The sequence below is a fragment of the Paenibacillus sp. HJGM_3 genome (assembly GCF_045062745.1).
Lineage (GTDB): Bacteria > Bacillota > Bacilli > Paenibacillales > NBRC-103111 > Paenibacillus_AA.
In genome coordinates this window covers 1-22080 of record NZ_JBJGED010000049.1, presented here as the reverse complement: position 1 = coordinate 22080, position 22080 = coordinate 1, and the positions used below count along the sequence as shown (strand labels likewise).

General features: G+C 57.1%; 20 protein-coding genes and 1 pseudogene. 16 read left to right on the top strand and 5 right to left on the bottom strand.

The window, feature by feature from the left end; all coding sequences use genetic code 11:
* Nucleotides 1–72: 72 nt before the first annotated feature.
* Together ACI5FR_RS32870 and ACI5FR_RS32865 are read left to right on the top strand one after the other, a co-directional pair.
* Nucleotides 73–738 (top strand): Bax inhibitor-1/YccA family protein, encoded by a 666-nt coding sequence (locus ACI5FR_RS32870; RefSeq protein WP_405462504.1) that lies wholly within the window; start codon nucleotides 73–75, stop codon nucleotides 736–738.
* 8 nt (nucleotides 739–746) lie between these two features.
* On the top strand, nucleotides 747–1439 hold the full coding sequence (locus ACI5FR_RS32865) for a dioxygenase family protein (RefSeq protein ID WP_405462502.1): 693 nt from the start codon (nucleotides 747–749) through the stop codon (nucleotides 1437–1439).
* 67 nt (nucleotides 1440–1506) lie between these two features.
* On the opposite strand, the gene ACI5FR_RS32860 is transcribed toward ACI5FR_RS32865, so the two are convergent.
* The gene (locus ACI5FR_RS32860) at nucleotides 1507–1998 is read right to left on the bottom strand and encodes a bactofilin family protein (protein WP_405462499.1); all 492 of its coding nucleotides are present in this window, start codon (nucleotides 1996–1998) and stop codon (nucleotides 1507–1509) included.
* A gap of 2 nt (nucleotides 1999–2000) precedes the next feature.
* Nucleotides 2001–3002 carry a M23 family metallopeptidase gene (locus ACI5FR_RS32855; protein WP_405462497.1) on the bottom strand — a complete coding sequence of 334 codons (1002 nt, stop codon included), beginning with the start codon at nucleotides 3000–3002 and terminating at the stop codon, nucleotides 2001–2003.
* A gap of 190 nt (nucleotides 3003–3192) precedes the next feature.
* On the opposite strand from ACI5FR_RS32855, the gene ACI5FR_RS32850 reads away from it, so the two are divergent.
* The 10 genes from ACI5FR_RS32850 (at nucleotide 3193) to ACI5FR_RS32805 (ending at nucleotide 16077) form a co-directional block, all read left to right on the top strand.
* Nucleotides 3193–4287: a ParM/StbA family protein gene (locus ACI5FR_RS32850; RefSeq protein WP_405462494.1), complete on the top strand. Its 1095-nt coding sequence runs from the start codon at nucleotides 3193–3195 to the stop codon at nucleotides 4285–4287.
* A 313-nt stretch (nucleotides 4288–4600) separates the two neighbouring features.
* Nucleotides 4601–4879, top strand: coding sequence for an autorepressor SdpR family transcription factor (locus tag ACI5FR_RS32845; protein WP_405462492.1), 279 nt, complete (start codon nucleotides 4601–4603; stop codon nucleotides 4877–4879).
* On the top strand, nucleotides 4876–5505 hold the full coding sequence (locus ACI5FR_RS32840; protein ID WP_405462491.1) for an SdpI family protein: 630 nt from the start codon (nucleotides 4876–4878) through the stop codon (nucleotides 5503–5505). The genes ACI5FR_RS32845 and ACI5FR_RS32840 overlap by 4 nt, the downstream gene beginning before the upstream one ends.
* Before the next feature lie 103 nt (nucleotides 5506–5608).
* On the top strand, nucleotides 5609–6514 hold the full coding sequence (locus ACI5FR_RS32835) for an AraC family transcriptional regulator (protein ID WP_405462488.1): 906 nt from the start codon (nucleotides 5609–5611) through the stop codon (nucleotides 6512–6514).
* A 193-nt stretch (nucleotides 6515–6707) separates the two neighbouring features.
* Nucleotides 6708–10043: an OmpL47-type beta-barrel domain-containing protein gene (locus ACI5FR_RS32830; RefSeq protein WP_405462486.1), complete on the top strand. Its 3336-nt coding sequence runs from the start codon at nucleotides 6708–6710 to the stop codon at nucleotides 10041–10043.
* A gap of 40 nt (nucleotides 10044–10083) precedes the next feature.
* Entirely contained in the window at nucleotides 10084–11349 is a 1266-nt protein-coding gene (locus ACI5FR_RS32825; RefSeq protein WP_405462483.1) for a hypothetical protein, read from the top strand.
* A 529-nt stretch (nucleotides 11350–11878) separates the two neighbouring features.
* Nucleotides 11879–12655, top strand: coding sequence for a DeoR/GlpR family DNA-binding transcription regulator (locus ACI5FR_RS32820; RefSeq protein ID WP_405462482.1), 777 nt, complete (start codon nucleotides 11879–11881; stop codon nucleotides 12653–12655).
* A 22-nt stretch (nucleotides 12656–12677) separates the two neighbouring features.
* Nucleotides 12678–13478 carry a multinuclear nonheme iron-dependent oxidase gene (locus tag ACI5FR_RS32815; protein ID WP_405462480.1) on the top strand — a complete coding sequence of 267 codons (801 nt, stop codon included), beginning with the start codon at nucleotides 12678–12680 and terminating at the stop codon, nucleotides 13476–13478.
* A 210-nt stretch (nucleotides 13479–13688) separates the two neighbouring features.
* Nucleotides 13689–14585, top strand: a complete 897-nt coding sequence (locus tag ACI5FR_RS32810) for a TIGR01777 family oxidoreductase (protein ID WP_405462478.1) — start codon at nucleotides 13689–13691, stop codon at nucleotides 14583–14585.
* 202 nt (nucleotides 14586–14787) lie between these two features.
* Nucleotides 14788–16077, top strand: a complete 1290-nt coding sequence (locus tag ACI5FR_RS32805) for a Glu/Leu/Phe/Val family dehydrogenase (protein WP_405462475.1) — start codon at nucleotides 14788–14790, stop codon at nucleotides 16075–16077.
* A 60-nt stretch (nucleotides 16078–16137) separates the two neighbouring features.
* Here ACI5FR_RS32805 and ACI5FR_RS32800 read toward each other — a convergent pair whose 3' ends face one another.
* Both ACI5FR_RS32800 and ACI5FR_RS32795 read right to left on the bottom strand, forming a co-directional pair.
* Nucleotides 16138–16959, bottom strand: a complete 822-nt coding sequence (locus ACI5FR_RS32800; RefSeq protein ID WP_405462473.1) for a DUF2935 domain-containing protein — start codon at nucleotides 16957–16959, stop codon at nucleotides 16138–16140.
* 170 nt (nucleotides 16960–17129) lie between these two features.
* Entirely contained in the window at nucleotides 17130–17651 is a 522-nt protein-coding gene (locus ACI5FR_RS32795; protein ID WP_405462472.1) for a hypothetical protein, read from the bottom strand.
* Between the two features lie 414 nt (nucleotides 17652–18065).
* On the opposite strand from ACI5FR_RS32795, the gene ACI5FR_RS32790 reads away from it, so the two are divergent.
* The 4 genes from ACI5FR_RS32790 to rlmD all read left to right on the top strand — a co-directional run bounded on the left by ACI5FR_RS32790 (nucleotide 18066) and on the right by rlmD (nucleotide 21749).
* Entirely contained in the window at nucleotides 18066–18356 is a 291-nt protein-coding gene (locus ACI5FR_RS32790) for a YerC/YecD family TrpR-related protein (RefSeq protein WP_405462470.1), read from the top strand.
* A gap of 160 nt (nucleotides 18357–18516) precedes the next feature.
* Complete coding sequence (locus ACI5FR_RS32785; RefSeq protein WP_405462468.1) at nucleotides 18517–19293, top strand: sirohydrochlorin chelatase; 777 nt, start codon at nucleotides 18517–18519, stop codon at nucleotides 19291–19293.
* Between the two features lie 18 nt (nucleotides 19294–19311).
* Complete coding sequence (locus tag ACI5FR_RS32780; RefSeq protein ID WP_405462465.1) at nucleotides 19312–20220, top strand: diacylglycerol kinase; 909 nt, start codon at nucleotides 19312–19314, stop codon at nucleotides 20218–20220.
* Between the two features lie 47 nt (nucleotides 20221–20267).
* The gene (gene rlmD / locus ACI5FR_RS32775; protein ID WP_405462463.1) at nucleotides 20268–21749 is read left to right on the top strand and encodes a 23S rRNA (uracil(1939)-C(5))-methyltransferase RlmD; all 1482 of its coding nucleotides are present in this window, start codon (nucleotides 20268–20270) and stop codon (nucleotides 21747–21749) included.
* A gap of 149 nt (nucleotides 21750–21898) precedes the next feature.
* Here rlmD and ACI5FR_RS32770 read toward each other — a convergent pair.
* Nucleotides 21899–22080, bottom strand: a pseudogene (locus tag ACI5FR_RS32770) (hypothetical protein); the annotation flags it as partial.

The following is a 22080-nucleotide window of genomic DNA, read 5'->3' as shown; positions in this document are numbered from 1 at the left end:
TATCACGGTTGAAAACGCAGGTATGATTTGTCCCAGGTCTGATACAATAGTAACAAGAATGGAGGGATCTGGATGAACACGCAAGACCGGTCAATAGGCACGCGCATGGAGTCCACTTATAACGCCCCGTTTCACAAGCTGCTTCGTATGTTTACGCTGTCGATTCTGATTTCGTTCCTCGGCTCATGGGTAGGGATGTATACGCCTCCCGCGCTGATTTTGCCGCTCGTCGTAGTAGAGCTCGTCATGCTGATCGCCGCTTTCGTCATCCGCCGGAGAGGGCGGTCGATCGGGTACGGATTCGTATACGCGTTCTGCTTCATAAGCGGGATCACGATCTTCCCCAGCATTGCCTACTATGCTTCGGCAGGCGGTTCTTCGTTGGTGTCGACGGCTTTCTTGCTCACGGGGATTATTTTCGGCGGGCTCACGGTGTACGCCTATTACTCCAAAACGAATTTCAGCTTCCTGGGGAGCTATCTAACCGTAGGCCTGCTGGTGCTCATCGGGTTCAGTCTGATCGGGCTGTTCACAGGCGGGTTCGGGGGTACGCTGGGGCTTATGATCGCGGCGGGTGGAGTGCTGATTTTCTCCGGCTACATCCTGTACGACATCTCTCAATACCGCCATGGACTGCCGGATGAAGCGATTCCGCTCGCGGTGCTCAATCTGTATCTGGACTTCATCAACCTGTTCCTCTACTTGCTGCGGCTGCTCGGCATTCTGTCCAGGGATTAGCCTGCGCGATGTCTACGATCGTGTCGATGCCCTCGATGTTCCTCGCGGCCGGCCCCGCCGAGCTGGGGAGCGAGACGAGCCGATATGCGGAGTTCGTCCGCAGCTTGAACGTCCGGCTGCCCAAGCCGACGGCCCTCGTCATAGCAACTGCGGAATGGGAGAGCCCGGTGCAGCACATCGCCACCGGTGCAGGTTCTGGCGACCTCGTGCTCGGCCTCGACATCCAGAGCCGGTTCGCCGCCGAGTGTATCCGAGCCGAGCTCGTCGACTGGCAGGAGCCGACTTCGTGTGTGAGCGCTCTCTTGCGGCTCCTCGCTCCGTCGTCCCATGTACCGGTAGCGCTCCTCTCGGTGAATCCGAAGCTCGTGCCGGAGGAGCACTACCGGATCGGCCAAGCGATGCAAGGATTGCGCGAGCGGGGTGTGCTCCTAATCGGCAGCGGGCCTATTCCAACGGGACCGGCCGCGGTCCGATGGAGCGAGTGGATGCACGAGCATATGCTGCTCTGGAACTTGGAGGCGCTATTCGACTACCAGCGTCGGGCACCGGCGCTCGCGCCTTCAGCATCGCCGCGGCCTCCCGCTGCCCTCGCCCCGCTCCTCCTCAGCATGGGTGCGGCGGAGCAAGAGCAGCAATGCAGGCGCCTGTATAAGGAAGCCAACTACAGGGGGTCGTACTTAACTGCCTGGCGGTTCGGTTAAGCAGACAAAAGCCCCTCACGCCCGACCCGGAGTACCGGATCTGTGCGGAAGGGGCTTTCTATTGCCCTTATAACGGCGATGGCGAGCTGCTGTAGCCGGAAGCAAATCCCGGCGAAGCGTTAGGCTGTAACTGCTGCTGCTGCTGCGTGGAGGACGACGCCATCGAGCGTTGCTGCGAATCGGCCGCTCGCGCCGCGTCTTCTTCGGTCTTGACCTCCATCCGGCTCATGCCCTGGAAGATGCCGCCTTCATCTATGACGAGCGAGTGGGACGTAGTGTTTCCATAGACCTTGCCCGTCGCCATAATGCGTACGCTCCCTTTGGTCAAGATATTGCCATGAACGGTCCCGGCGATAATGACATTGCGGGCGGAGATGTTGGACTTTACGATCCCTTTCTCCCCGACCGTCACGTCCCCTGCGCTTTCCACATTGCCCGTAATTTGCCCCTCTATGCGAATGCCGGCATCCGATTTCAGCTTCCCTTCGAAAACGGTGCCTTCCCCAATCAAAGTATCGGTTGTATTCGGATTCAGCTTGGTCGGCTTGCTCTTGAACATGCTTAATCTTCCTTTCTGCTAGCTTTCAAGTAAGGTCTCGGGTCAATCGTCTCGCCGTTTTTGATGACGCCATAATGCAGATGGTAGCCGGTGCTGCGGCCGGTCGAGCCGACCATCCCGATTTGCTGCCCTTTCTTCACTTGGTCGCCCTTCGCCACGATATACTTGTTCAGATGCATGTAACGGGTGCGCAGCTCGTTCGTGTGCTGCACGATGACATTGTTGCCGCTCGTGCTGTCCCACCCGACGGAGACGACCGTGCCATCCGCCGCGGCCCACACGGGATCGTTCAGCTTCGCCGAGATGTCGATGCCGTTGTGGAAGCTCGGCGTCCTCGTGAACGGATCGATGCGCAAGCCGAAGGGGGAGGAGATCGTACGCGAGATCGTCGGCCAGATCGTCGGGGTGATCGCGAGCTGGTGCTGGGCTTCCTCGACCTGCTGCTTCGTCGCGGTCAGGCTGCCGAACAGGCCGGTCATCTCGCTGTCCAGACTGGCGAAGCTGTGCGCCGTCTCCGAGACGAATTGATCGAAGTCGGCCTTCGTGCTCGAGCGGGAATCGCCGCCGATCCCTTGCTCTTCCAACGCGGAAGCGATGGATACGGCTCCCCTAGCATCCCCCATGGATAAGGCTCCGGTCAGCGACTTCATCTCCGACTCGAGCTTCTTCAGCTCCTCGATCTTGCCCTTGACTTCTTCCGCTTGCTGGGACAATCGAAGCAGATCTTTTTGCAGATGCTCGATCGTGTCGTTCTTTTCCGTGACCGTGCTCGCGAATTCCTGGGTCTGGTCCGTCAATTGGTTCTGCAGACGCTCGTTGTTAGTCAGGCTGCGGGATTGTCCGGTATAAAAGGAGAGGGTCAAGGAGATCAGGATCGAAAGTCCAACGCCTCCGACCAGAAACATCCACACGGGCATCCGGAAACGCACGACATTGCTATTGGCATCGGCGAACACCATGAAGGTGAGCCGCATCGTTAACCATTTCAGCCTTTTTTTCTTCATCACGTTCTCCATGCTGGAAAAAATTATCGCTTGCTCAATTTATTCGTCACGAACAGGGTAAAAACCTCCACGACGTTGGACCTATTTTTGTTACTATTTGGCGAAAAAAAGAGGAATTCCATGGTAGCGAATCGAAATGAAACACAAGCGGTTTTACACGGCAACTAATAAGAAGGGAAGATTCAAAAACATGATGAAGCTGGCGGGGATCGATGTTGGAAACGATAGCATCAAAATCGCACTAGACGGGGCGAACGAGCCGATAGTTGTGCCGAATATTGTAGCGCCTGGGTACGAGCGGCACATCCTGCAAGAGGAGGACTCCCCACTGAAGGCGATGGATGTGGTGATCCACAGCCCCAAGCTCGCCAAGAACAACCAGAGGTATTTCGTGGGCCAGCTCGCGATGGAGAACGAGGACAGCTCGGAGCTGGAGGAGACGGACAACAAGGCGATGTCGGACCAATCGCTCATCGTGGCGCTGACGGCGCTCGCTTATGCAGGACTAATGTCCCAGTCGTTCGGGACCGACGGCTACAACAGCCCGGATGAAGTGGAATACATCATCGGCACGGGGCTGCCGGTTCGCACCTATGCGCGCTTCCATCGGACGTTCGAGGAACGCCTCGTCGGGGAACATGAGGTGACGTTCTTGTCCACCCCTCAGTTGCGTAACCGCAAGGTGCGAGTCATCATCCGCAAGGCGATCGTTTCGATCGAGGGCGCGGCCGCGCTGTACCATATCGCTACATACGACAACCTCCAGATCCGGGATGAGGAGCTGTACTACGGCTGCATCGGGATCTGCGAGATGGGGGCGCTCACGACCGACTTCCCGGTATTGAAGCGCATGAGCATCGACAATCAGTTCAGCACGGGCGAGCAGATGGGTCTCGCGGCATACTTGGATCCGATCATTCGCGATGTCGAGGACGTGTACGGCTACCGGTTCCCGAGCCGGGCGAAGCTCGTGCAGCGGATCAAGAAGCGCGAGTTCACGATCCAGCGCATCGGTGAAGGACAAGCGGACATCAAGCCGATCGTCGATCAATATTTCAGCCGGGCGGCGCAGCGCATCGTGGATCTGATCAAGAAACGGTGGAAGAAGTTCCCGGACATCCAATGCTTCTATGTGATCGGCGGCGGGGCGGCGGCATTGAAGCCTTACATCATCGAAGCTTCCGGTTCGATCCGGTTGCGGTTCGTCGAGGACAGCGAACTGCAGAATGTGTACGGGTATCTGAAGCTGGCGAAGAGCAAGTCGAACCAATCCGCGGTCGGCTAACGGTCGATTGTTTAGAGCGCGTACAAAATGGACATACTATCCTTTGCAGAGTAAGGTAGCGGAGGTGTGTTCAGATGCAAAATATAATTGGAGTCGCCATCGGCGGAGGCATCGCGGCGCTCTTGGATTTGCTGCAGCTTCTGGCGCAGTAAACATGGCAAACCCCCTTTACGGAACTTGGATGGTCCTGTGAAGGGGGTTTTTGTGTTGAAATGAGGTTGACAATGTCGGTATGCTTGGATAAACTGATATTAGATATTTAGATAATTTTCTAAATATAAAAATGCACGTTTGGAAAGCAAGGTGGTTCATCTTGTCATTAAACGATACATTCAAAGCGCTGTCCGATCCGACCCGGCGTCGTATTCTGGATTTGCTGAAGGCCCGAGACATGACGGCAGGCGAAATCGCGGATCACTTTCAGATGACGAAGCCGAGTATTTCCCATCACCTGAACTTGCTGAAGCAGGCCGATCTAGTGTGGGATGAACGCAAAGGCCAGCACATGGTGTATTCGCTCAATACAACTGTGTTCCAGGAACTGATGAAGTGGGTCTTGCAATTCAATGGAGAGAGGAACGATGTCCAATGAGAAATCATATCATAGCTTTACTGTTCTGGGTGGCCGCGATCGGCCTAAGCCTATGGGCTTACCCGCACCTGCCGGATCAAGTCGCTACGCATTGGGGGCCGAGCGGCGAGGCGAACGGCTACTCTTCCCGGGGATTCGCCATTCTGTTCGGGCCCGGGATGATGCTCCTCATGTACGTGATGCTGCGCGTCCTGCCGAAGCTCGATCCGAAGCGCAACAACTACCCTAGATTCCAGAGCAGCCTGGACGTCGTCATCCTCGCCACGCTGCTGCTGCTCTTGATCGTGCATGGCGTCGTTGTGTTCAACGGGCTCGGGTACGACGTGCCCGTCTCGATGGTCGTGCCGCTCGTGATCGGCGGGCTGTACGTCGTGATGGGCAACGTGATGCCGCGGTTCAAGCATAATTACTTCGTCGGCATTCGGACGCCGTGGACGCTTGCGAACGAACGGGTGTGGACGCGGACGCACATGGTTGGGGGCAAGGTGTTCGTCATCGGCGGGCTTCTGGTCATGGCCAGCGCTTTGATACCGAACAGCGTGATGGTGCCGGTAATGGTCACTTTGTTGGTCGCTATCCCGCTGTCGATTTTGCTGCTGTCGTATTATTATTACAAGCACCCTTGAGTCTCATAGAAAATACTTCCACAATTCCTGGATATGGATGTAAAATAGGGGGAAATACGCTGAATCTCGGTACGCTTCGGCTATAGGGAGGGAACGCGATACAATGGAATCTGTCCAGCTGCTGCAGCCCAGTAAGAAGCGGTTTCAATTCGAGATCAAGTATTGGCTCGATCCGAAGCCCTATGACCTGATTTCGCTCTACCAGATCGGCGATTTGAGCTGCAATTCCGGCTATGTGCTGCGGGAGCATAAGCAGGTGTGCTACGAGATCACGTATATCGTTTCCGGTAAAGGCTGGTTCGCTACGAACGGCAACCGGCATGAGGTGGAAGCGGGAGACATCTATCTCAATGCACCCGGCGAGCTTCACTCCGGTGGCACGGACGATAAGGAGCCGTTCCGGTTCCTGTACTTGGGCTTCCAGTTCAAGCAGACGCCCGACGGAGACAGTCCATTCCTCCATATTCAGAAAATGATCGACAGCAAGGAAACGCCGCGCAAGAAGGACCGCATGGATGTACAAACGCCGTTCATTAACGCGCTCAAAGAGTTTCGAACGATGGAACACTACTCGCCAATGATGAGCCAGACGTACTTGAATCAAATTATCGTGCTCACGTACCGCAATTTTTTCTCCGATTGGGAGAATTCGTACCGGGTTCCCGGGCACACAAGGGACCGCTCGCAGGAAGCGGTGTACAATGCGATCAGTTACATCGACAACAACTTGCTGCAAATGAAGGATTTGACGGAGGTTTCGGACGCACTGGGGTATAGCTACTCGCATTTGTCCCATATCGTGAGAGAAGAGACCGGGATTACGCTTCGAGATTTTTATGCGCAAAAAAGGCTGCAGAAGGCAATCGAGCTGTTTCAGTCGCGGGAGTACACGATTACGGAAATCGCCTCCATCATGCGGTACCAGTCGATTCATTCGTTCAGCAGAGCGTTCAAAAATGCCGTCGGCCTGTCGCCGACCGAATACATTCGGCTTCACTGCGAGAAATGACGCGGTGCGCTCGGAAAAGACCGGAAGCCCATCATCGGGCCCGGTCTTTTTTGTTGTTCATCAAGGTCGCAACTAGATTGCATAAAATGCACAACGAAATCGCATGTCCGAATAAATACACGCAACCGAAAAAAACGTATAGTGAGTTTGCAAGCGCTTTACAGCCAATCATGACGACAAAGGAAGGTGTGCGATGAGGAGCAAGCGAAAACGGGTTAGCGGCAGTTTGGTTTATTTGTGGATGATTTGCATGCTGGTTTCTTCGTTCCCTGCGACGACCTACGGCGCCGGCGAACCAACCGGGACAACCGGGCAGGGCGGCAGCCTATCCGTCAGCAGCTCCGTTTATGATCCGTCGGTAACGGAAGCCGTCTACATCGAAGCTGCAAACGGTGCAACAAAGCTGATCGATTTCGTCGACGCGCAAGGTGCAGGGGACTACTTGGCCGTGCTGACGAGCCGGTACGGAGACAGGACGAACGATACGAATAAATACGATGTCGCCGTACAGGTGGACGAGAACTTCAAAGTAACGAAAGTCGCCAACAAGGCGGGTTCGAATGGGACTCCTCCCACTTGGCAGGATTCGCCCGATTTGCCCATTCCGGCGAACGGCTTCGTGCTGCTGGCTTCGGACGACGATTACAAGAAGAAGGGGTACAAAAAGTTCGCCGCGGAAAACTTCAACGTGGGCGATACGGTGAAGCTGATTGTCGGCGATCAGGCGGTCTCGCTGGACGTGTTCAAGGCAAAGACCGAAGCGAGAGCCGAACCGTCCGTGCTGCTGCTGGACCAAGATGACATGTTTACGGTCCCCAAAGAAGCGAATCAATCGGTATTGTCAGGGAAGCTGACCAATTACCGAGACGACGGCAAATATCGGATCACAGTGGCTGGACAACCCGTCGTCATCAAGGCAGACGGATCGTTTTCGACAGAGGTCGCCCTCCAGCCTATGACCAACTATATCGATATCGGCATTTACCGGGACGGTGCTCTTCGCAAGACAACGACCGTGACGATTTACCGGTATATGAAAGTGCACCAGGACCGGCAAGTGTATCTATGGATCGAGCAGTCGACCAACCTGAATAAATACCCAAGCTCCGAGGCGATCCGCAAGCTGCTGGTCAAAGCGAAGGCCGCGGGCGTGACGGCCGTGTCGTTCCCGGTCAAAGGGAGCGAGGGCTTCGGCTCGTATTTGAAAAACAACCTGTCGGGCATTCCTCACATCAGCCAAATCACTGAACCGGCCAAAGCAGGGGTTCCCGCGGATTTGGACGTGCTGCAGGAATTTATTCGGCACGGCCATGATCTGGGACTTCGGATCGACGGGGTCTTCAATCTTTACGGCGCCGGATCGGGACCGGACACGGGGCTGACGAAGGAACAATTCGCCGCTTTCGAGGAATATGTGTACCGGCCGGAGGATCATGGCGCGATTGTGCCGATCACCAAAAGCAATTATAAGCCGCTCGTCTACTTCATGAATCCGGCCAATGACGCGAATCAGCAATATCAGATGAACGTCATGGAAGAGGTTATGCGTAACTATGACATCGACGCCATCGTGCTGGACCGGGCGCGGTACGACAATATTTATGCCGATTTCAGCGAGACCTCCAAAATGAAGTTCCAGGCTTACCTGGCGAAGAAAGGCAAGTCGCTGCAAAGATGGCCGCAGGATATTTTCGAGCATCAATACGATGCGTCCGGCAACTTCGTGAAAACCGTCAACGGGCCGTTATTTTACGATTGGCTGACTTACCGTTCGGCGGGCGAAAAAGAAATGTTCGTAAAATTCAGGAACATGATCGACAACGTCAATGGCGCGATCGGCAAGAACATTCCTTTTGCCATCTCGATGGGGTCCTGGTATACGTCCTATTACGAAGTGGGGCAAAACTGGGCGAATCCGAATTTCCGCTACGACCAGCGGCTTGGGTTCAACTTGAGCGAGCTGTACACGGAAGAATACGCGCAAACCGCGTTCGGTTCTAAAGAGATTTTCGACTATATGATTCTGGGCACGTATTACAATACGCCGGCTGCCGTGAAGCGCGGAATCGCCCTGATGCATGTGCTTACCCAAGAGGAATTCCCGCTTTACGCAGGGTTCCAGCTAGAACAGCTGCCTCAGCCGGAGGACCAGCGGGAATCGTTCCAAGCGGCGCTGAAATTTACGAACGGCTTGAAGCTGTTCGATTTGTCGCAGATCAACTGGGATGTTCAGAAGGCGGCGCTGGAGGATAAGGCCTATGTGAAGTCGTTCCAGCTGGGAATCAGCCTGCCAAGCAATGTCACGCTGCCAAACGACTTAAAGCCGTATGCCGCCAAAGGCTTCCTGGAAGCGGACTACTACAATCAGAACCGAGCGGTCGGCACGATGGGCGTCTATACGGACACCTTCGGACAAACGACCGGCACGACCGGCAGCTACGGCGTCGAGGTGGTCGTAGGCCCGGACGGCAAAGTCACGAACGTGGTGAACAAAACGCAGGCGCAGAAATGGAATTGGGCGGGGAACCAGCCGAATAACAGCGTCATTCCGAAAGGCGGATTCGTCATCTCCGCACTGGATAAAGACGGCGTGAAAACTTTGCGCCAGCTGCTTGCGTACGCATACAGCCCGAACGATGACATTCGCGCGGCCATGCTGCGGGGGCATCTGGACTATGATAAGCTCGTCACGAACAATCGCGAGCTTCCGATTCAGGGCTCGGTCGAAGTGCTCGGTACGGGTACGGCGGTATTGCTCCTGAACGGGGAGCAGGTTCCGCTGACGGAGGACGGCGGTTTTGTCAAAACCGTTCAACTCGCCGAGAACACAAACACGTTCAAGCTGGAAGTATACGTCGACGGCAAAAAGACGAACGAGGCCAGTTTTGCGGTTACCTACACGCCGGACAAAATTGCCCCGGTAACCGCAGCTGCCCTTCATCCCGCTGCACCCGACGGACAAAACGGCTGGTATAAATCGGACGTTACGCTGAGTCTGTCCGCCACCGACAACGTTAACGGTCCGATCCGAACGGAATACCGGGTGAATGACGGAGATTGGACCCTTTACACAGGGGCGATTCCGGCTTTCGGCGACGGGATCTACAGGGTCGATTATCGCAGCTTCGATCAAGCGGGGAATGGGGAGCAAGTCCGAACCGTCGATTTCAAGGTCGACACCACCGCCCCTGCCTTGACCTTATCCTTGGATCGGACGTCCTTATGGCCCGCCAATCACAAAATGGAGACGATTCACGCTGCACCGGTTTTCTCTGATGCGATGTCGGGCATTTCTTCCGTTGTGCTGACGTCCGTCACGAGCAGCGAGCCGGGGAGCGAACAAGACGATATTGCGGCCGACATCGGTACACCGGCGGTATCCTTTCAACTCCGTGCCGAGCGCTCCGGCGAAAGCAAGGGACGTATTTACACGATTACCTACACGGCGACCGATCTCGCGGGGAATCAAACGAAGGCCTCGGCAATCGTCACCGTGCCTCACGATCAATCAGGAGTGCATGAGCAATAACGACTGAAGAGCGGGAGCATAGATAAAAGGGGGCTATCGGATGTCCGGCATACATATTCATCCTCATGACATTTTGGACGAGGGCCCCGAACAGATTGTGAAGCGCATCGGCGTTCTCCGGGACGTACGTCATATTTTCACTGCAGCGAACATGATGTTTGAACGAAATCCATATCCTGCTGGCATCTTGCCTCATAATCCGAAGCGGACGTTCGTGCAGAGCACAGGCACGTTTCATTTGGCGGTCGATACGGCGTCCGTTTATCCGGATTTGTACCAGAAGGTAGACGAGACGATCAGGATGGGGGCCGACCCGCTGCGCGACATCCTCGAACGAACCCGTGGTACGGAGTACGAGATCGTGCCGTGGCTTAATGTGTTGAATGGCTACTTTACAGGCGCTAAGCTTCGGAATAACCGGGTGATCGATTTCCGCGGCAATGAAGTCGATCACTGGCTATGCCCGAACGGGGAAGACGTCTTGCCGATGTGGTCCCGCTTGCTTGCGGAGGTGCACCGGGAATACGGCTGCCGCACCTTTATGATCGACCGCATCCGGTTTCCCGATTGGGCCGGCAAACGGACGAATCCGGGCGGATTGTTCAGCTGCTTCTGCGAGCGCTGCAGGAAGGGCATGGAGGCGCACGGGCTTGATCCTCGGCGGATGATCGCGGTGATGGAGAATGTTGCGGATTTGCTCGCAAACAAGCAATTCAGCCAAGCGCAGAGCGTCATAACGGAATCATTGCTGTTCCGGTCGTGGATCCGGTTCCGGCAAAATAGCGTGACCGCCTTCGTCGGCGGTTTGATCGCGGAAACAAAAAAGTATGCCGACGTTTCGTTTTGGCTCGATCTATGGCCGCCGTCTTATGCGTGGCTGCTCGGCCAAGATTACACGGAATTGACGAAGCATTGCGGCGTTCTTAAACATTTCCCGTATCATAAGCTCGGGGGCGGCGCCGACGTGCAAGGATTAATCGAATATTTCGCGGCGGATGCGGCTGAGCGGGAAGAGGCATTTGGGGCATTCATGCGCTTGTTTCGTTTCGATTACGAGTTGTCGTATCGCGAATTTCAGCAGAAAGGTTACCCGATTCGCTTCATCGGCGAAGAGAACGGCAAAGTCAGAGCCTTGTCCGCGCCCGGGACGCAAATCTACAGCGGCGTCCAGATGTGGAACCTTCCCGCGCAGGAGCTTGCCGAAGCGATCATAGCGGCGAAAGCGAGCGACGCCGACGACGTCATCTACTATTGCTACGGCTGGGCGGAAGAGGAGCTGTTTGCAACCGCCGCGAACATCATGTGATGCGAGCAGGAATGCTGATTTGGTTTGAGATTCACTTAAAGGGGGCTATCCCATGGTCTGTATAGGCCTAGGGATGGCCCTTATTGTCGTTTGGCGGTCCGGCGTCTGGTCGGTGGGAGTGGAAATGTAGGTAGCGATGAAAAAACTTCTTGTGGACCTGTGTTTTTTGTAAAGAGGCTCACGCCCCTCTCTAATTCCATTTTGCCGAATTGCGGGCTGCTAGGGGACGTCCGGGCATGCGCTAATTCGATTTTGCCCAATTGGAGCGTAGATTTGAGGGCGGCATTCAGAATAACCCCGTCCAATTAGGCTAAATCGAACTGCAAGCCCGTTACTCTCCCAGAGTGCTTCTCCAAGTGGACGAAATCGAATTACAGCTCAGTTGGACAGATCAAATGGCCGAATGTCAGGACATTTGGAGAAAAACGAAGAATACAGAGGAAGGCTGCATAAATTGGATTGACAAAACGGAACAAAACGGAATAAACTGGAGGAAATTAGAATACAAAATGTGGAAGGAGGCGGCTGCATGCTGGCGGAAGAACGCAGGCAACTGCTGCTGGATCATTTGGAACGGGAGGGCAGGCTGGTGGCCAAGGAAGTGGCCGATCGGTTCGGGCTGTCGGTCGATTCGATCCGAAGGGACCTCGCGATTCTCGAGGAGCAAGGGCTGCTGAAGAAGACGTACGGAGGCGCGATTCCCGCCACCCAAGTGCGAATTCTGCCTCAGCCGGAGCCGATCCGCTATGGAGAGGGAATGCCTCATCAGAACGCGATATCGAAGCTGGCTGTGTCGTATCTGAACGAAGGGGATTCCGTGTTCATCGGCGGAGCGGGGATTCAGTTCGGCATGCTGCGGTATATTCCGCGGACGCTGAAGCTGACGATCGTCACCAACTCGCTCAAGATTGCGCAGACGATCCGGGAGTGGGACAACGTGGAGTCGTATTTGATCGGCGGCAAGCTGTCCGCCAGTTCGGGCAACATCACCGACACGCTTGCGATCGAGCAAGTGCGGAGATTCTCGTTCGACGTCGGGTTCTTCACAGGCGGCGGCTTGACGGCCCGGGGGATCAGCACCGCAACGCCGGCCGGAGCGAGCTTCGCCCGCGCCCAGTGCGATGTCTCCCGGAAACGGATCGGGCTCATCCCCCACGAGAAGCTCGGTACCGATATGTTCGCCCACTCGTTCGAAGCCTCGCGGCTGGATACACTGATCACGGATGATCGCGCACCTCGTGACCTTTTGGACGAACTGGAAGCGCTGGGTATAGAGGTTCGCATAGTGGCGCCGGAAGCGCCATAATTCAGGTGAGGAGAGGATCCGTATGGGAATGTCGAAATCAAAGCCCTTGCTGGCCTGCAACTATTCCCCGCAGCTGATGGAGCTGATGGAGCAGAACCGCGTCGAGGTCGATTGGATCAAAATGGGCCGGTGGGACGTGTTCCCCGAGGAGTTCGCCGTTGCGCGTCCGGTACGGCCGGTTCTGCTGCATTGCTTGCCCCATGCAGGGCGGGCGTCGTTCGACGATATTCCGTGGGACGCGCTGAACGCCGCCATCCGGGACTGCGGGTCCCCGCATATAGCCCTGCACCTCATGGCGCTCGCCACGGACTGGGACACGCTGCCGGACTCGGACGAGGCGGTCATCGAGCGGATGGTGGAGGGGGTCATGCAGTGGAAAGCGAAGATGGAAGTTCCTCTGCTGCTGGAAAACGTCCCGTATTACGGCCATCGGGGAACTTTGCGTTGCGCGACCGACCCGGAAGTGATCGCCTCCATCTGCGACCGGTGCGAGGTGGACCTGCTGCTGGATGTCGCGCATCTGCGAGTCTCGGCCTGGCACCGACGGGAGGAGCCGGACGCCTATCTCCGTGCGCTGCCCCTGCATCGGGTGCGGGAGATCCACACCAACGGGCCGTTCCTCGACCCGGACGAAGGGCTGAGAGACCGGCACTTCGAAATGCAAGACGTCGATTATGAGCTGCTCCGGGAAGCGCTGACCTTGACTAGCCCAGGCTTCGTCAGCCTGGAGTACGGAGGCACGGGTCCGAAGATGGAATGGCGCAGCGACATCGCCGCGCTGGAACGGCAGCTCGTGAGGCTGCGTCAGGTTGTAGTTTCCTAGGGGTGGTCGGTGCCGTAGCGTGGCGTACATCACGCGGCCTGGGTTCGAAGTAAAGCTGGAGCTGAAGGTGTCAACATTGGGCTTGATAACGGAAAAAGTCATGAGTTCGCCACTTGTTCGCGGCTCCCGCCGCTTGAGGATTTCCCTCCAACCTATGGTAAACTAAGGAAGACAAATGTCTTCATGAACGAAGCGGAAAGGCGGGAGCTTATGAGGATCGCAATAGCCGGAGGCACGGGTTTCATCGGGACACACTTGATACGGTATTTGTTGGAGCAAGGGGATGAGGTGGTTCTAGTCTCGCGGTCGGCGGGCGGACACAATCCATTCGGGCTGCCGGTGGTCACATGGGACAGCATGCTGGAACAGCGCGACCGGCTCGAAGGGCTGGACGCGTTCGTGAACTTGTCGGGCGAGTCGATCAATCAGCGGTGGACGGCGTCGGCGAAGCATCGCATTGTGCAGTCGAGGCTCGAGACAGCGAAGCGGCTGGGCGAGCTGGTCGACGCGCTCGAGGTGAAGCCGAAGGTCGTCGTGAACGGGTCCGGCATGTCGATCTACGGCACGTCGGAGACGGATGAGTACGACGAGCGCAGTCCGAAGCGGCTGACGGACTTCCTGGCGGAAGTCGTCGACCAATGGGAGGCCGCGGTCGACCGGTACGTACACGTCCCGCGGCTCGTGAAGCTCCGCATCGGGCTCGTACTTGGCGCGGACGGCGGCGCGCTGCCTCCGATGGCGATGCCTTACAAGCTAGGCGTCGGCGGCCGCGTCGGCAGCGGCAAGCATTGGATGTCCTGGATCCATATCGACGATATGGTCCGTCTCATCCGCCATTGCATCGAACGCCCCGATATCGAAGGGCCGATCAACGCGACCGCTCCGAATCCGGTCCGGAACGATCAATTCGGCCGGGCGCTGGGAGGCGCCCTGCATCGGCCGCATTGGATGCCGGTGCCGGCGTTCATGCTGAAGCTGTTGTTCGGCGAGCTGTCCGTGCTGCTGTTGCAAGGGCAGAAGGTGCTGCCCCGCAAGGCGCTCGAGCATGGATTCACCTTCCGCTACACGTCGGTGGACGAGGCGCTGCAGAGCTTGTACCGGTCATGAACACGTGAAGTGCTTCCCTCGCGAGTCCCATAATATGCAGTTTTTCCGGACACACTAGTTGCAGGTGGAAATGGTCTCCAACCGAGTTGACTTCACATGTCATGTGAGGTATGGTTAGCAGAGGACATGCCGTAACGGCACGTCCTGCTTGGCTGCACAGGCAATCGGGCTTGCAATTATCATTTGGAAAAAAGGTGAAAACATGAGCAGTGGTGCAAACAAACGGATTGTGATCGGCGCTAGTCAACCCCCGTTGGCGGAAGACGTGTTGTCCTCCACCCAGAAGGTCATCCATGCCGCGTTGGATCGACTCGGATTCGATGAAAGCTACTACGAGCTATTGAAGGAACCGATCCGCATGCTGACCGTGCGCGTCCCCGTGCGGATGGACAACGGCAAGACGAAGGTGTTCACCGGATTCCGGGCGCAGCATACCGATGTGGTCGGCCCGACCAAGGGCGGCATACGGTTCCATCCGAATGTCACGGCCGAAGAAGTGGCGGCGCTCTCGATCTGGATGACATTGAAGTGCGGCATCTTTGACCTGCCTTATGGCGGGGGCAAAGGCGGCATCATCTGCGATCCGCGCCAAATGTCGCTGGCGGAAGTGGAGCGGCTCGCCCGCGGCTATGTCCGGGCGATCAGCCAAATCGTGGGACCGAACAAGGATATTCCGGCACCGGATGTATATACGAACGCGCAAATTATGGCCTGGATGCTCGACGAGTACGGACGCATCCGCGAGTATGATTCTCCTGGCTTCATCACCGGCAAGCCGTTGGTGCTCGGCGGATCCCAGGGCCGCGAGAAAGCGACTTCGCTAGGCGTAGCCCTGGCCCTCCGCGAAGCGGCTCGCTCGCAAGGCATGCAGCTGAAGGAGCTGAAGGTGTGCATCCAAGGCTTCGGCAACGTCGGCAGCTTCCTGGCCGAGATTCTGGACCAGTGGGGCGTAACTGTAGTCGGCATAAGTGACGTGAACGGCGGCATCTATAATGAGGACGGTCTCGACATTCCGAACCTGCTCGATCGCCGGGATTCGTTCGGCAGCGTAACGAATCTGTTCACGAACCGATTGAGCAACGAGGAGTTCCTCACCCTGCCGTGCGATGTGCTCGTCCCGGCGGCGCTCGAGAATCAGATAACGATGGACAATGTCGAGCGGATTCAGGCGAAGATGATCGTCGAAGCCGCGAACGGTCCGACCTCGCTGGAGGCGACCGCGCGTCTGCATGAGCGAGGCGTCCTGGTCGTGCCGGACGTGCTGGCGAATGCCGGCGGTGTCACCGTATCGTATTTCGAGTGGGTGCAGAACAATCAAGGGTACTACTGGACCGAAGAAGAAGTGAACCGCAAGCTCGAGACGAAGATGGTCGAAGCGGTGAACAAGGTGCTCAGCATGGCGAAGTCCCGCCAGATTACGCCCCGCCTCGCGGCCTATATGGTCGGGGTGCAAAAGTACGCGGAAGCCAGCAAGCTGCGCGGATGGGTGTAACGAGGGAAGCCGAAGAAGAAAAAGCCAAGGAACACACTCGTTCCTTGGCTTTCTCTATGTTCACTTCTTCATGCCTGCCCCGGCTTTGCTCGCCCCGGCGGTCAGGGTGGCCTCGAACATATCGATGATGTGTAGGAATCGCTCCGCTTCCCGGAAGACGTGGTCGGCGAGCAGCGGATGAATGATGCTCTTGATCCGGCAGGCGTCGATCAATTCCTTGGCCGTCTTCTTGAAGTCCCGCAGCGCCACGACCGATACGCGATTCTGGTCCAGGAATTGGTCGAGCAGCGGCACCGTTTGGGATTGCGGACGCATCCCGCTCAGATCGATCGCCTGAAACACCAATTTGTCGAAATCATGCCCGAACTCTGTCGCTTGCTGAACCAAGAGCCGCTCGGAAGGATCGAGCAGATGGCCGATGAACTTGGCGTGGTCCGCCATAATCCGGAGGAAGAACACATTCTCGTCGATAATCGCGTCGGGCAGCGGCTCCAATTGGCCCGTGTTCAGCTCGTGCAATCGGTTCCGAAAATAGTTCGCCTCCCGGCTCACGTGGTCCACCAGCAGGGGGAAATTATTGCCCCCGGGGAGCTGACAAGTCAGGATCAGGCCGAGCACCTTGCGTTTGAACGCCCAGATGTGCGTGACGGCTACCTGATTGTCGGTATTGAAGCGGCGGATCGTTTCGGGGTCGGTTTGCTCCGTAAAGGCATGGGATTGCGCTTCGATTTGCTCGAAGGTCTTAAAGAACTGGTTGGCCTCCTGAATCAATTGCGTATCCTCGCAGCGGAAGCCCAGCTTCAGGAACAACGAATGCTCTTTCATAATCCGCGACCAGAATCGGGTTTCCTCCAAGGAACGGGCCACAAATGCATCAGCCAATCATAACACCTCTTTCGAAAAATGTTTTCCATTTAGATATGTATGAGCATGGCATTGTCCGATATGTGTCTGAGGAGACGAAGATTGCAGGAGGTTGGAGGATTCAAAAAACGCCCATCGTCTTCCGGCAGGAAAACGAGAGGCGTGTTTTTGAACCGCGACACGGAGAACTAACGGAGAGGGCGCTTTTTCTTAGGACCGATCTTGGTGAGCGGTCTCGAGGTACGCCGGCGGGAACGAATTTTGCGCTTGCGGCGTCGCCGTTTGACCGGTTCGTCGTCATCGTCGTCGGATTTCTTCAGGGAGCTGAGAAGTAGCTTGATCATCGGCTGCATTTGCTTCACAGAGGTCATGAATTTCTGCACTTTGCTGACGGTCGCCATGACGCCTTCTATGCCGCCCATACGGTCCACCACGGCCTTTACGTCTTGTAAGCTGAAGTTGTTCAGGCCGAGTTTGCTCAGCATTCCGCCGAGCCCTCCGCCGCCACCTCCACCGCCCCCGCCTCCGCCGAACAGCCCGCCCCCAGGCGGCCTGATCACAGGGGACTGAGGCTCGATTACAGCCGGGTAGTGACTCTGGGGGTACATGGACCCTCCGAAGGGAGAGCCGCCGGGTCCGGGACTCGGGAACATGCGGTAACCGCTGGCCGAATCCGTATCCGGAATATAGGACGGTCGATTCGTATTCACTTGACTCACAACCTTTATGTTATTTTGGGATCGGGTTAAGTGGCTTCACTTTGTGGGGATAAAAACACCCGGGGTCCCCGCAAAGTAATAGGAAATTACGTCGAAGGCGTTACTTCACTTTGTGGGGATTTTTATTTATACTGTATGTGGTAGGCGAATGATTGGATTGGACGAATGCCCGGTTTTTCGGGAGAGGGGCCCGGAAAATGCGGGTTTGCGCGCGGTAGAGGTACTGCAGGGAATTAACGCAGAGAGCTTTTAACGTTTTACTCGCGTAAAGGAAGGATATTGGTTTTCGGTGTCGAAACAGGTATTATTAAGAAACCTCACCAAGTGATGGGGCCTTCGAAGCTTAATCCAGGCGAGCCCGTTGCGGGGACCCGGGATTCTAAACGACAAGTAGGGGCTGAGGACATGCAGTTGAAAAAATTGAACGATAAATTGATCGACCAACTTTTTGAAGCCGTTCTCACGTTGAAGACGGTGGAAGAATGCTATATTTTTTTCGATGACTTGTGTACCGTGAATGAGATCGAATCTTTGTCGCAGCGGCTGGAGGTCGCCAGAATGCTTGGCAAGGGCAGCACATACAACCAGATCGAGGCGGAGACCGGAGCCAGCACGGCGACGATTTCCCGGGTGAAGCGCTGCTTGAACTATGGGAATGACGGGTACAAAATGGCGCTGGACCGCTTGGGCCGTTAACCCAAGATTCGTGGCAGGACAGTGTATGTATGAATAATCGAGGGTGTGCGGGTTGAGGTTGAACCGCCGCCCTTTTTCCATTGCCCGCAACAAGGGAAGAAATTGACTTTGGCTAATCGTTTCGATAGCATGGAGATATTGATTCGAGGAGGCCGTCCGTATGGGAAAAGCAGGAGTGCTGGTCATTAGCCACGGGTCGAGAAGCCCGCACTGGGTCCGCCTCGTCGATGAAGCGGTCCAGGCTGTGCGGCGGCCCTCGGACGTCCCGATCTGCTCGGCGTTTCTGGAGATTGTAGAAGGGCGGCTTATACAGGACGGGATCGACTCGCTCGAGCGTCAAGGCGTTACGGAGCTGCTCGTCCTCCCGCTCTTCGTATCCTCTGGCAGCACCCACTTGGATGAAATCCAGTACGCTTTCGGGCTGCGCGATCAGCCGACCCTGGAGACCGAATTGGAGCCTTTTCGCCTGGATGCGCGTGTATGGTTCGGAGGGACGTTGGACGAAGATGCGGACACGGTGGCCCGGATGCTGATGGATCAGCTGCAGCCGCTGTCGCACCGGCCGGAGCGGGAGAAGGTGCTCGTCATCGGGCACGGGAGCGCGGAGGAAGGGTTTCATGAGCGCTGGCGGCAGGGGCTCGACCGAATTGCGGGGCGGTTGCAGGCGCTTGGAGGCTTCGCTCGTGCAGAAGGGGCGATGCTGCTGCCGGACGAGGCGGCGGAACAGTTGGCCCGGCTGTCGGGAGACGGCTCCGGGGAGGGAGTCCTGGTGGCTCCGTTGTTTTTGAGCGAGGGGTATTTTACCGAACAAGTCATTCCGCAGCGGCTCACTGGGCAGGAATATCGCTACAACGGGCGGGCGATGCTGCCGCATCCGCTCATCACGGGTTGGATGGAACGGCAGCTGGCGGATGGCTTGCGCACGGTAACTAGATAGAGAATGGTGGTAGACGGTATGGGCAAACGGGCAAGGTTGATCTATAATCCCACATCGGGCCGGGAAGAGGTGAAGAAGCGGCTGCACGATATTCTGCAGCGGTTGGAGCGGGGCGGACTCGAGACGTCCACGCACGCCACGATCGGCGAAGGAGATGCTACGCTGGCGGCGGCCGATGCGGTCGAGCGAGGCTTCGACCTGATCATCGCGGCCGGAGGAGACGGCACGCTCTACGAGGTCATCAATGGCATGGCGGAGAAACAGAACCGGCCGGCGCTCGGGATTTTGCCGATGGGGACGACGAACGATTTTGCCAGGGCACTCGGGATTCCGAAGAACTGGGAGTTCGCCTGCGACTTGATTCTGCAGCAGCACACCCGTTACATCGATGTGGGGAAGATGAACCACCGCTACTTCATCAATATCGCCGGCGGCGGCTCGATGACGGAGCTCACTTATGAGGTGCCCAGCAAGCTGAAGACGATGATCGGCCAGATGGCTTACTATATCAAAGGGCTCGAGAAGCTGCCGCGGTTCCGTCCGGTCGAGCTGAGCTTCCGTTCCGAGGAGGTTGCGCTGAAGGAAGAGATCATGATGTTCCTGATCTGCAACAGCAATTCGGTCGGCGGGTTCGAGAAGCTGGCGCCGGATGCGAGCCTGAACGACGGGCTGCTCGACGTGTTCATCCTGAAGAAGTGCAACCTGCCGGAGTTCATCCGGATCGTCTCCGCCGCGATGCGCGGGGAGCATCTGAATGACCCGCATGTGGTCCATTTCAAGACCCGGCGGATCGAGGTGACCTCGGCGGACTATGTCCAGATCAATCTGGACGGGGAGCTGGGCGGCACGCTGCCATCCGTCTTCTCCGTGCTGCCGAATCATTTGCAAATTTATGTGGACGAGTATGGCTTGTCTTCCTATAGGTAAGTTGGAGGTAAACGGTAAGTTCGGGGAAAAGTCAGGAGTGTGGGGTTGTGGCCAATCGAAAGGAAACCGGCCGGCGCGGATCGGGTCGTTCGTTGGGGCGTCGGCCCGAGGCCGGGACCGCCGCGTGGCGCGAGACGCTGCCGGTCGAGCTGAACGGGATCTATGAAGCCGACGTGATCGGCCTAAGTCATGAAGGAGAAGGGGTAGGCCGGGTCGAAGGCTATACCCTTTTTATTCATGGCGCTCTGCCCGGGGAGCGGGTGCGGGTTCGCGTGTCGGAGCTGAAGAAGCAGTATGGGCGCGCCGATCTGCTGCGCGTGCTGGAGGCGAGTCCGGACCGGATCGCGCCGGCCTGCCCGATCTATGAGCGATGCGGCGGCTGCCAGCTGCAGCATATGAGCTACGACGCGCAGCTTCACTGGAAGCGGCAGATGGTCGTCGATCAGCTGGAGCGGATCGGGAAGCTTCGGGTTGCGGCGGCGGATGGCGAGGAGCAAGGCGTAGTTGTGCATCCGACGCTTGGAATGCAGGACGCTTGGCGCTACCGCAACAAGGTCCAAGTGCCGATCGGCGAGCAGGAGGGCGGGCTCGTCGGCGGGTTCTACATGCGCGAGAGCCACACGATCGTCGAGATGGAGCAGTGCCTGCTCCAGCACGAGGCGAGCGATGCGACTGTCGGCCGCGTGAAGGCGATCGCCCGCGAGCTCGGGGTGACCGGGTATGACCCGGTACGACACGAGGGGCTGCTGCGCCACGTCGTGGTGAAGCACGCCGCCGCGACCGGCGAGACGATGGTCGTGCTCGTGCTGAACGGGGACACGCTGCCCCGGGAAGCCGAGTGGGTGGCCCGGCTGCGCGAGGCGGTGCCGGGGCTCGTCAGCCTGTGCCTGAATGTGAACCCCGAACGGACGTCGCAGGTGTTCGGCGAGACGACTCGCGTCCTCTGGGGGCGCGAGGTGCTCTATGATGCGATCGGGACGACGCGCTTCGCGATCTCGGCCCGCTCGTTCTATCAGGTCAACCCGGTGCAGACCGAGGCGCTGTATGCGACCGCGCTGCGTTATGCCGGGCTGACCGGCCGCGAGAGCGTCGTCGATGCCTACTGCGGCATCGGGACGATCTCGCTCTTCCTCGCGCCGCATGCGCGCGAGGTGTATGGCGTCGAGCTCGTGCCGGAGGCGGTCGACGACGCCCGTGCGAATGCCGAGCTGAACGGCATTCGCAATGTGCGCTTTGCCTGCGGCAAAGCGGAGGAGGTGCTCCCGGCGTGGCGGGAGCAAGGCGGTGCGTGCGACGTCGTCGTCGTGGACCCGCCCCGCAAGGGCTGCGACAGCCGGTTGCTCGAGACGATCCATGCGCTGCGCCCGCCGCGCGTGGTGTACGTCTCGTGCAATCCGGCGACGCTCGCCCGCGACCTGCGGGTCCTCGAGGACGGCGGGTACCGCACGGTCGAGGTGCAGCCGGTGGACATGTTCCCGTGGACGGCGCATGTGGAGTGCGTAATAGGACTACAACGAATCGAAACGTAGAAGTCTTTTGCTTTCAGCATTCTACACGATTCCGAAATAAAATACTCAAGGTCTGCGATTATTCGAGAGGACGCTATTTTCCGGCGTCCTCTTTTAATATAATTTACCGGCAGCTTCAAAAATGGCATGAAAAAAGTACATGAATTTTATTACATCTCTTTATAGTACTTGAAACGGTAATAAGTGCCATATCCAATGGTAAACAGATAGGCAAAAACCAATAGCAATACCACTGTTAAATCTACACCCATCAAGGCAAGTGCTAATATTAAGGCTCCAAACACAAAAACCATCATGTCATATGCTTTCGCTTTTCCCCGATTAGCGATTG

What these genes read in the sequence shown, in the direction of transcription:
- ACI5FR_RS32855 (WP_405462497.1), bottom strand. Translation starts at nt 3,002, where the DNA reads ATGAAGAAAAAAAGGCTGAAATGGTTAACGATGCGGCTCACCTTCATG.
- ACI5FR_RS32865 (WP_405462502.1), top strand. Translation starts at nt 747, where the DNA reads ATGTCTACGATCGTGTCGATGCCCTCGATGTTCCTCGCGGCCGGCCCC.
- ACI5FR_RS32830 (WP_405462486.1), top strand. Translation starts at nt 6,708, where the DNA reads ATGAGGAGCAAGCGAAAACGGGTTAGCGGCAGTTTGGTTTATTTGTGG.
- ACI5FR_RS32850 (WP_405462494.1), top strand. Translation starts at nt 3,193, where the DNA reads ATGATGAAGCTGGCGGGGATCGATGTTGGAAACGATAGCATCAAAATC.
- ACI5FR_RS32840 (WP_405462491.1), top strand. Translation starts at nt 4,876, where the DNA reads ATGAGAAATCATATCATAGCTTTACTGTTCTGGGTGGCCGCGATCGGC.
- ACI5FR_RS32820 (WP_405462482.1), top strand. Translation starts at nt 11,879, where the DNA reads ATGCTGGCGGAAGAACGCAGGCAACTGCTGCTGGATCATTTGGAACGG.
- ACI5FR_RS32825 (WP_405462483.1), top strand. Translation starts at nt 10,084, where the DNA reads ATGTCCGGCATACATATTCATCCTCATGACATTTTGGACGAGGGCCCC.
- ACI5FR_RS32785 (WP_405462468.1), top strand. Translation starts at nt 18,517, where the DNA reads ATGGGAAAAGCAGGAGTGCTGGTCATTAGCCACGGGTCGAGAAGCCCG.
- ACI5FR_RS32810 (WP_405462478.1), top strand. Translation starts at nt 13,689, where the DNA reads ATGAGGATCGCAATAGCCGGAGGCACGGGTTTCATCGGGACACACTTG.
- ACI5FR_RS32815 (WP_405462480.1), top strand. Translation starts at nt 12,678, where the DNA reads ATGGGAATGTCGAAATCAAAGCCCTTGCTGGCCTGCAACTATTCCCCG.
- ACI5FR_RS32870 (WP_405462504.1), top strand. Translation starts at nt 73, where the DNA reads ATGAACACGCAAGACCGGTCAATAGGCACGCGCATGGAGTCCACTTAT.
- ACI5FR_RS32780 (WP_405462465.1), top strand. Translation starts at nt 19,312, where the DNA reads ATGGGCAAACGGGCAAGGTTGATCTATAATCCCACATCGGGCCGGGAA.
- ACI5FR_RS32805 (WP_405462475.1), top strand. Translation starts at nt 14,788, where the DNA reads ATGAGCAGTGGTGCAAACAAACGGATTGTGATCGGCGCTAGTCAACCC.
- ACI5FR_RS32835 (WP_405462488.1), top strand. Translation starts at nt 5,609, where the DNA reads ATGGAATCTGTCCAGCTGCTGCAGCCCAGTAAGAAGCGGTTTCAATTC.
- ACI5FR_RS32790 (WP_405462470.1), top strand. Translation starts at nt 18,066, where the DNA reads ATGCAGTTGAAAAAATTGAACGATAAATTGATCGACCAACTTTTTGAA.
- ACI5FR_RS32860 (WP_405462499.1), bottom strand. Translation starts at nt 1,998, where the DNA reads ATGTTCAAGAGCAAGCCGACCAAGCTGAATCCGAATACAACCGATACT.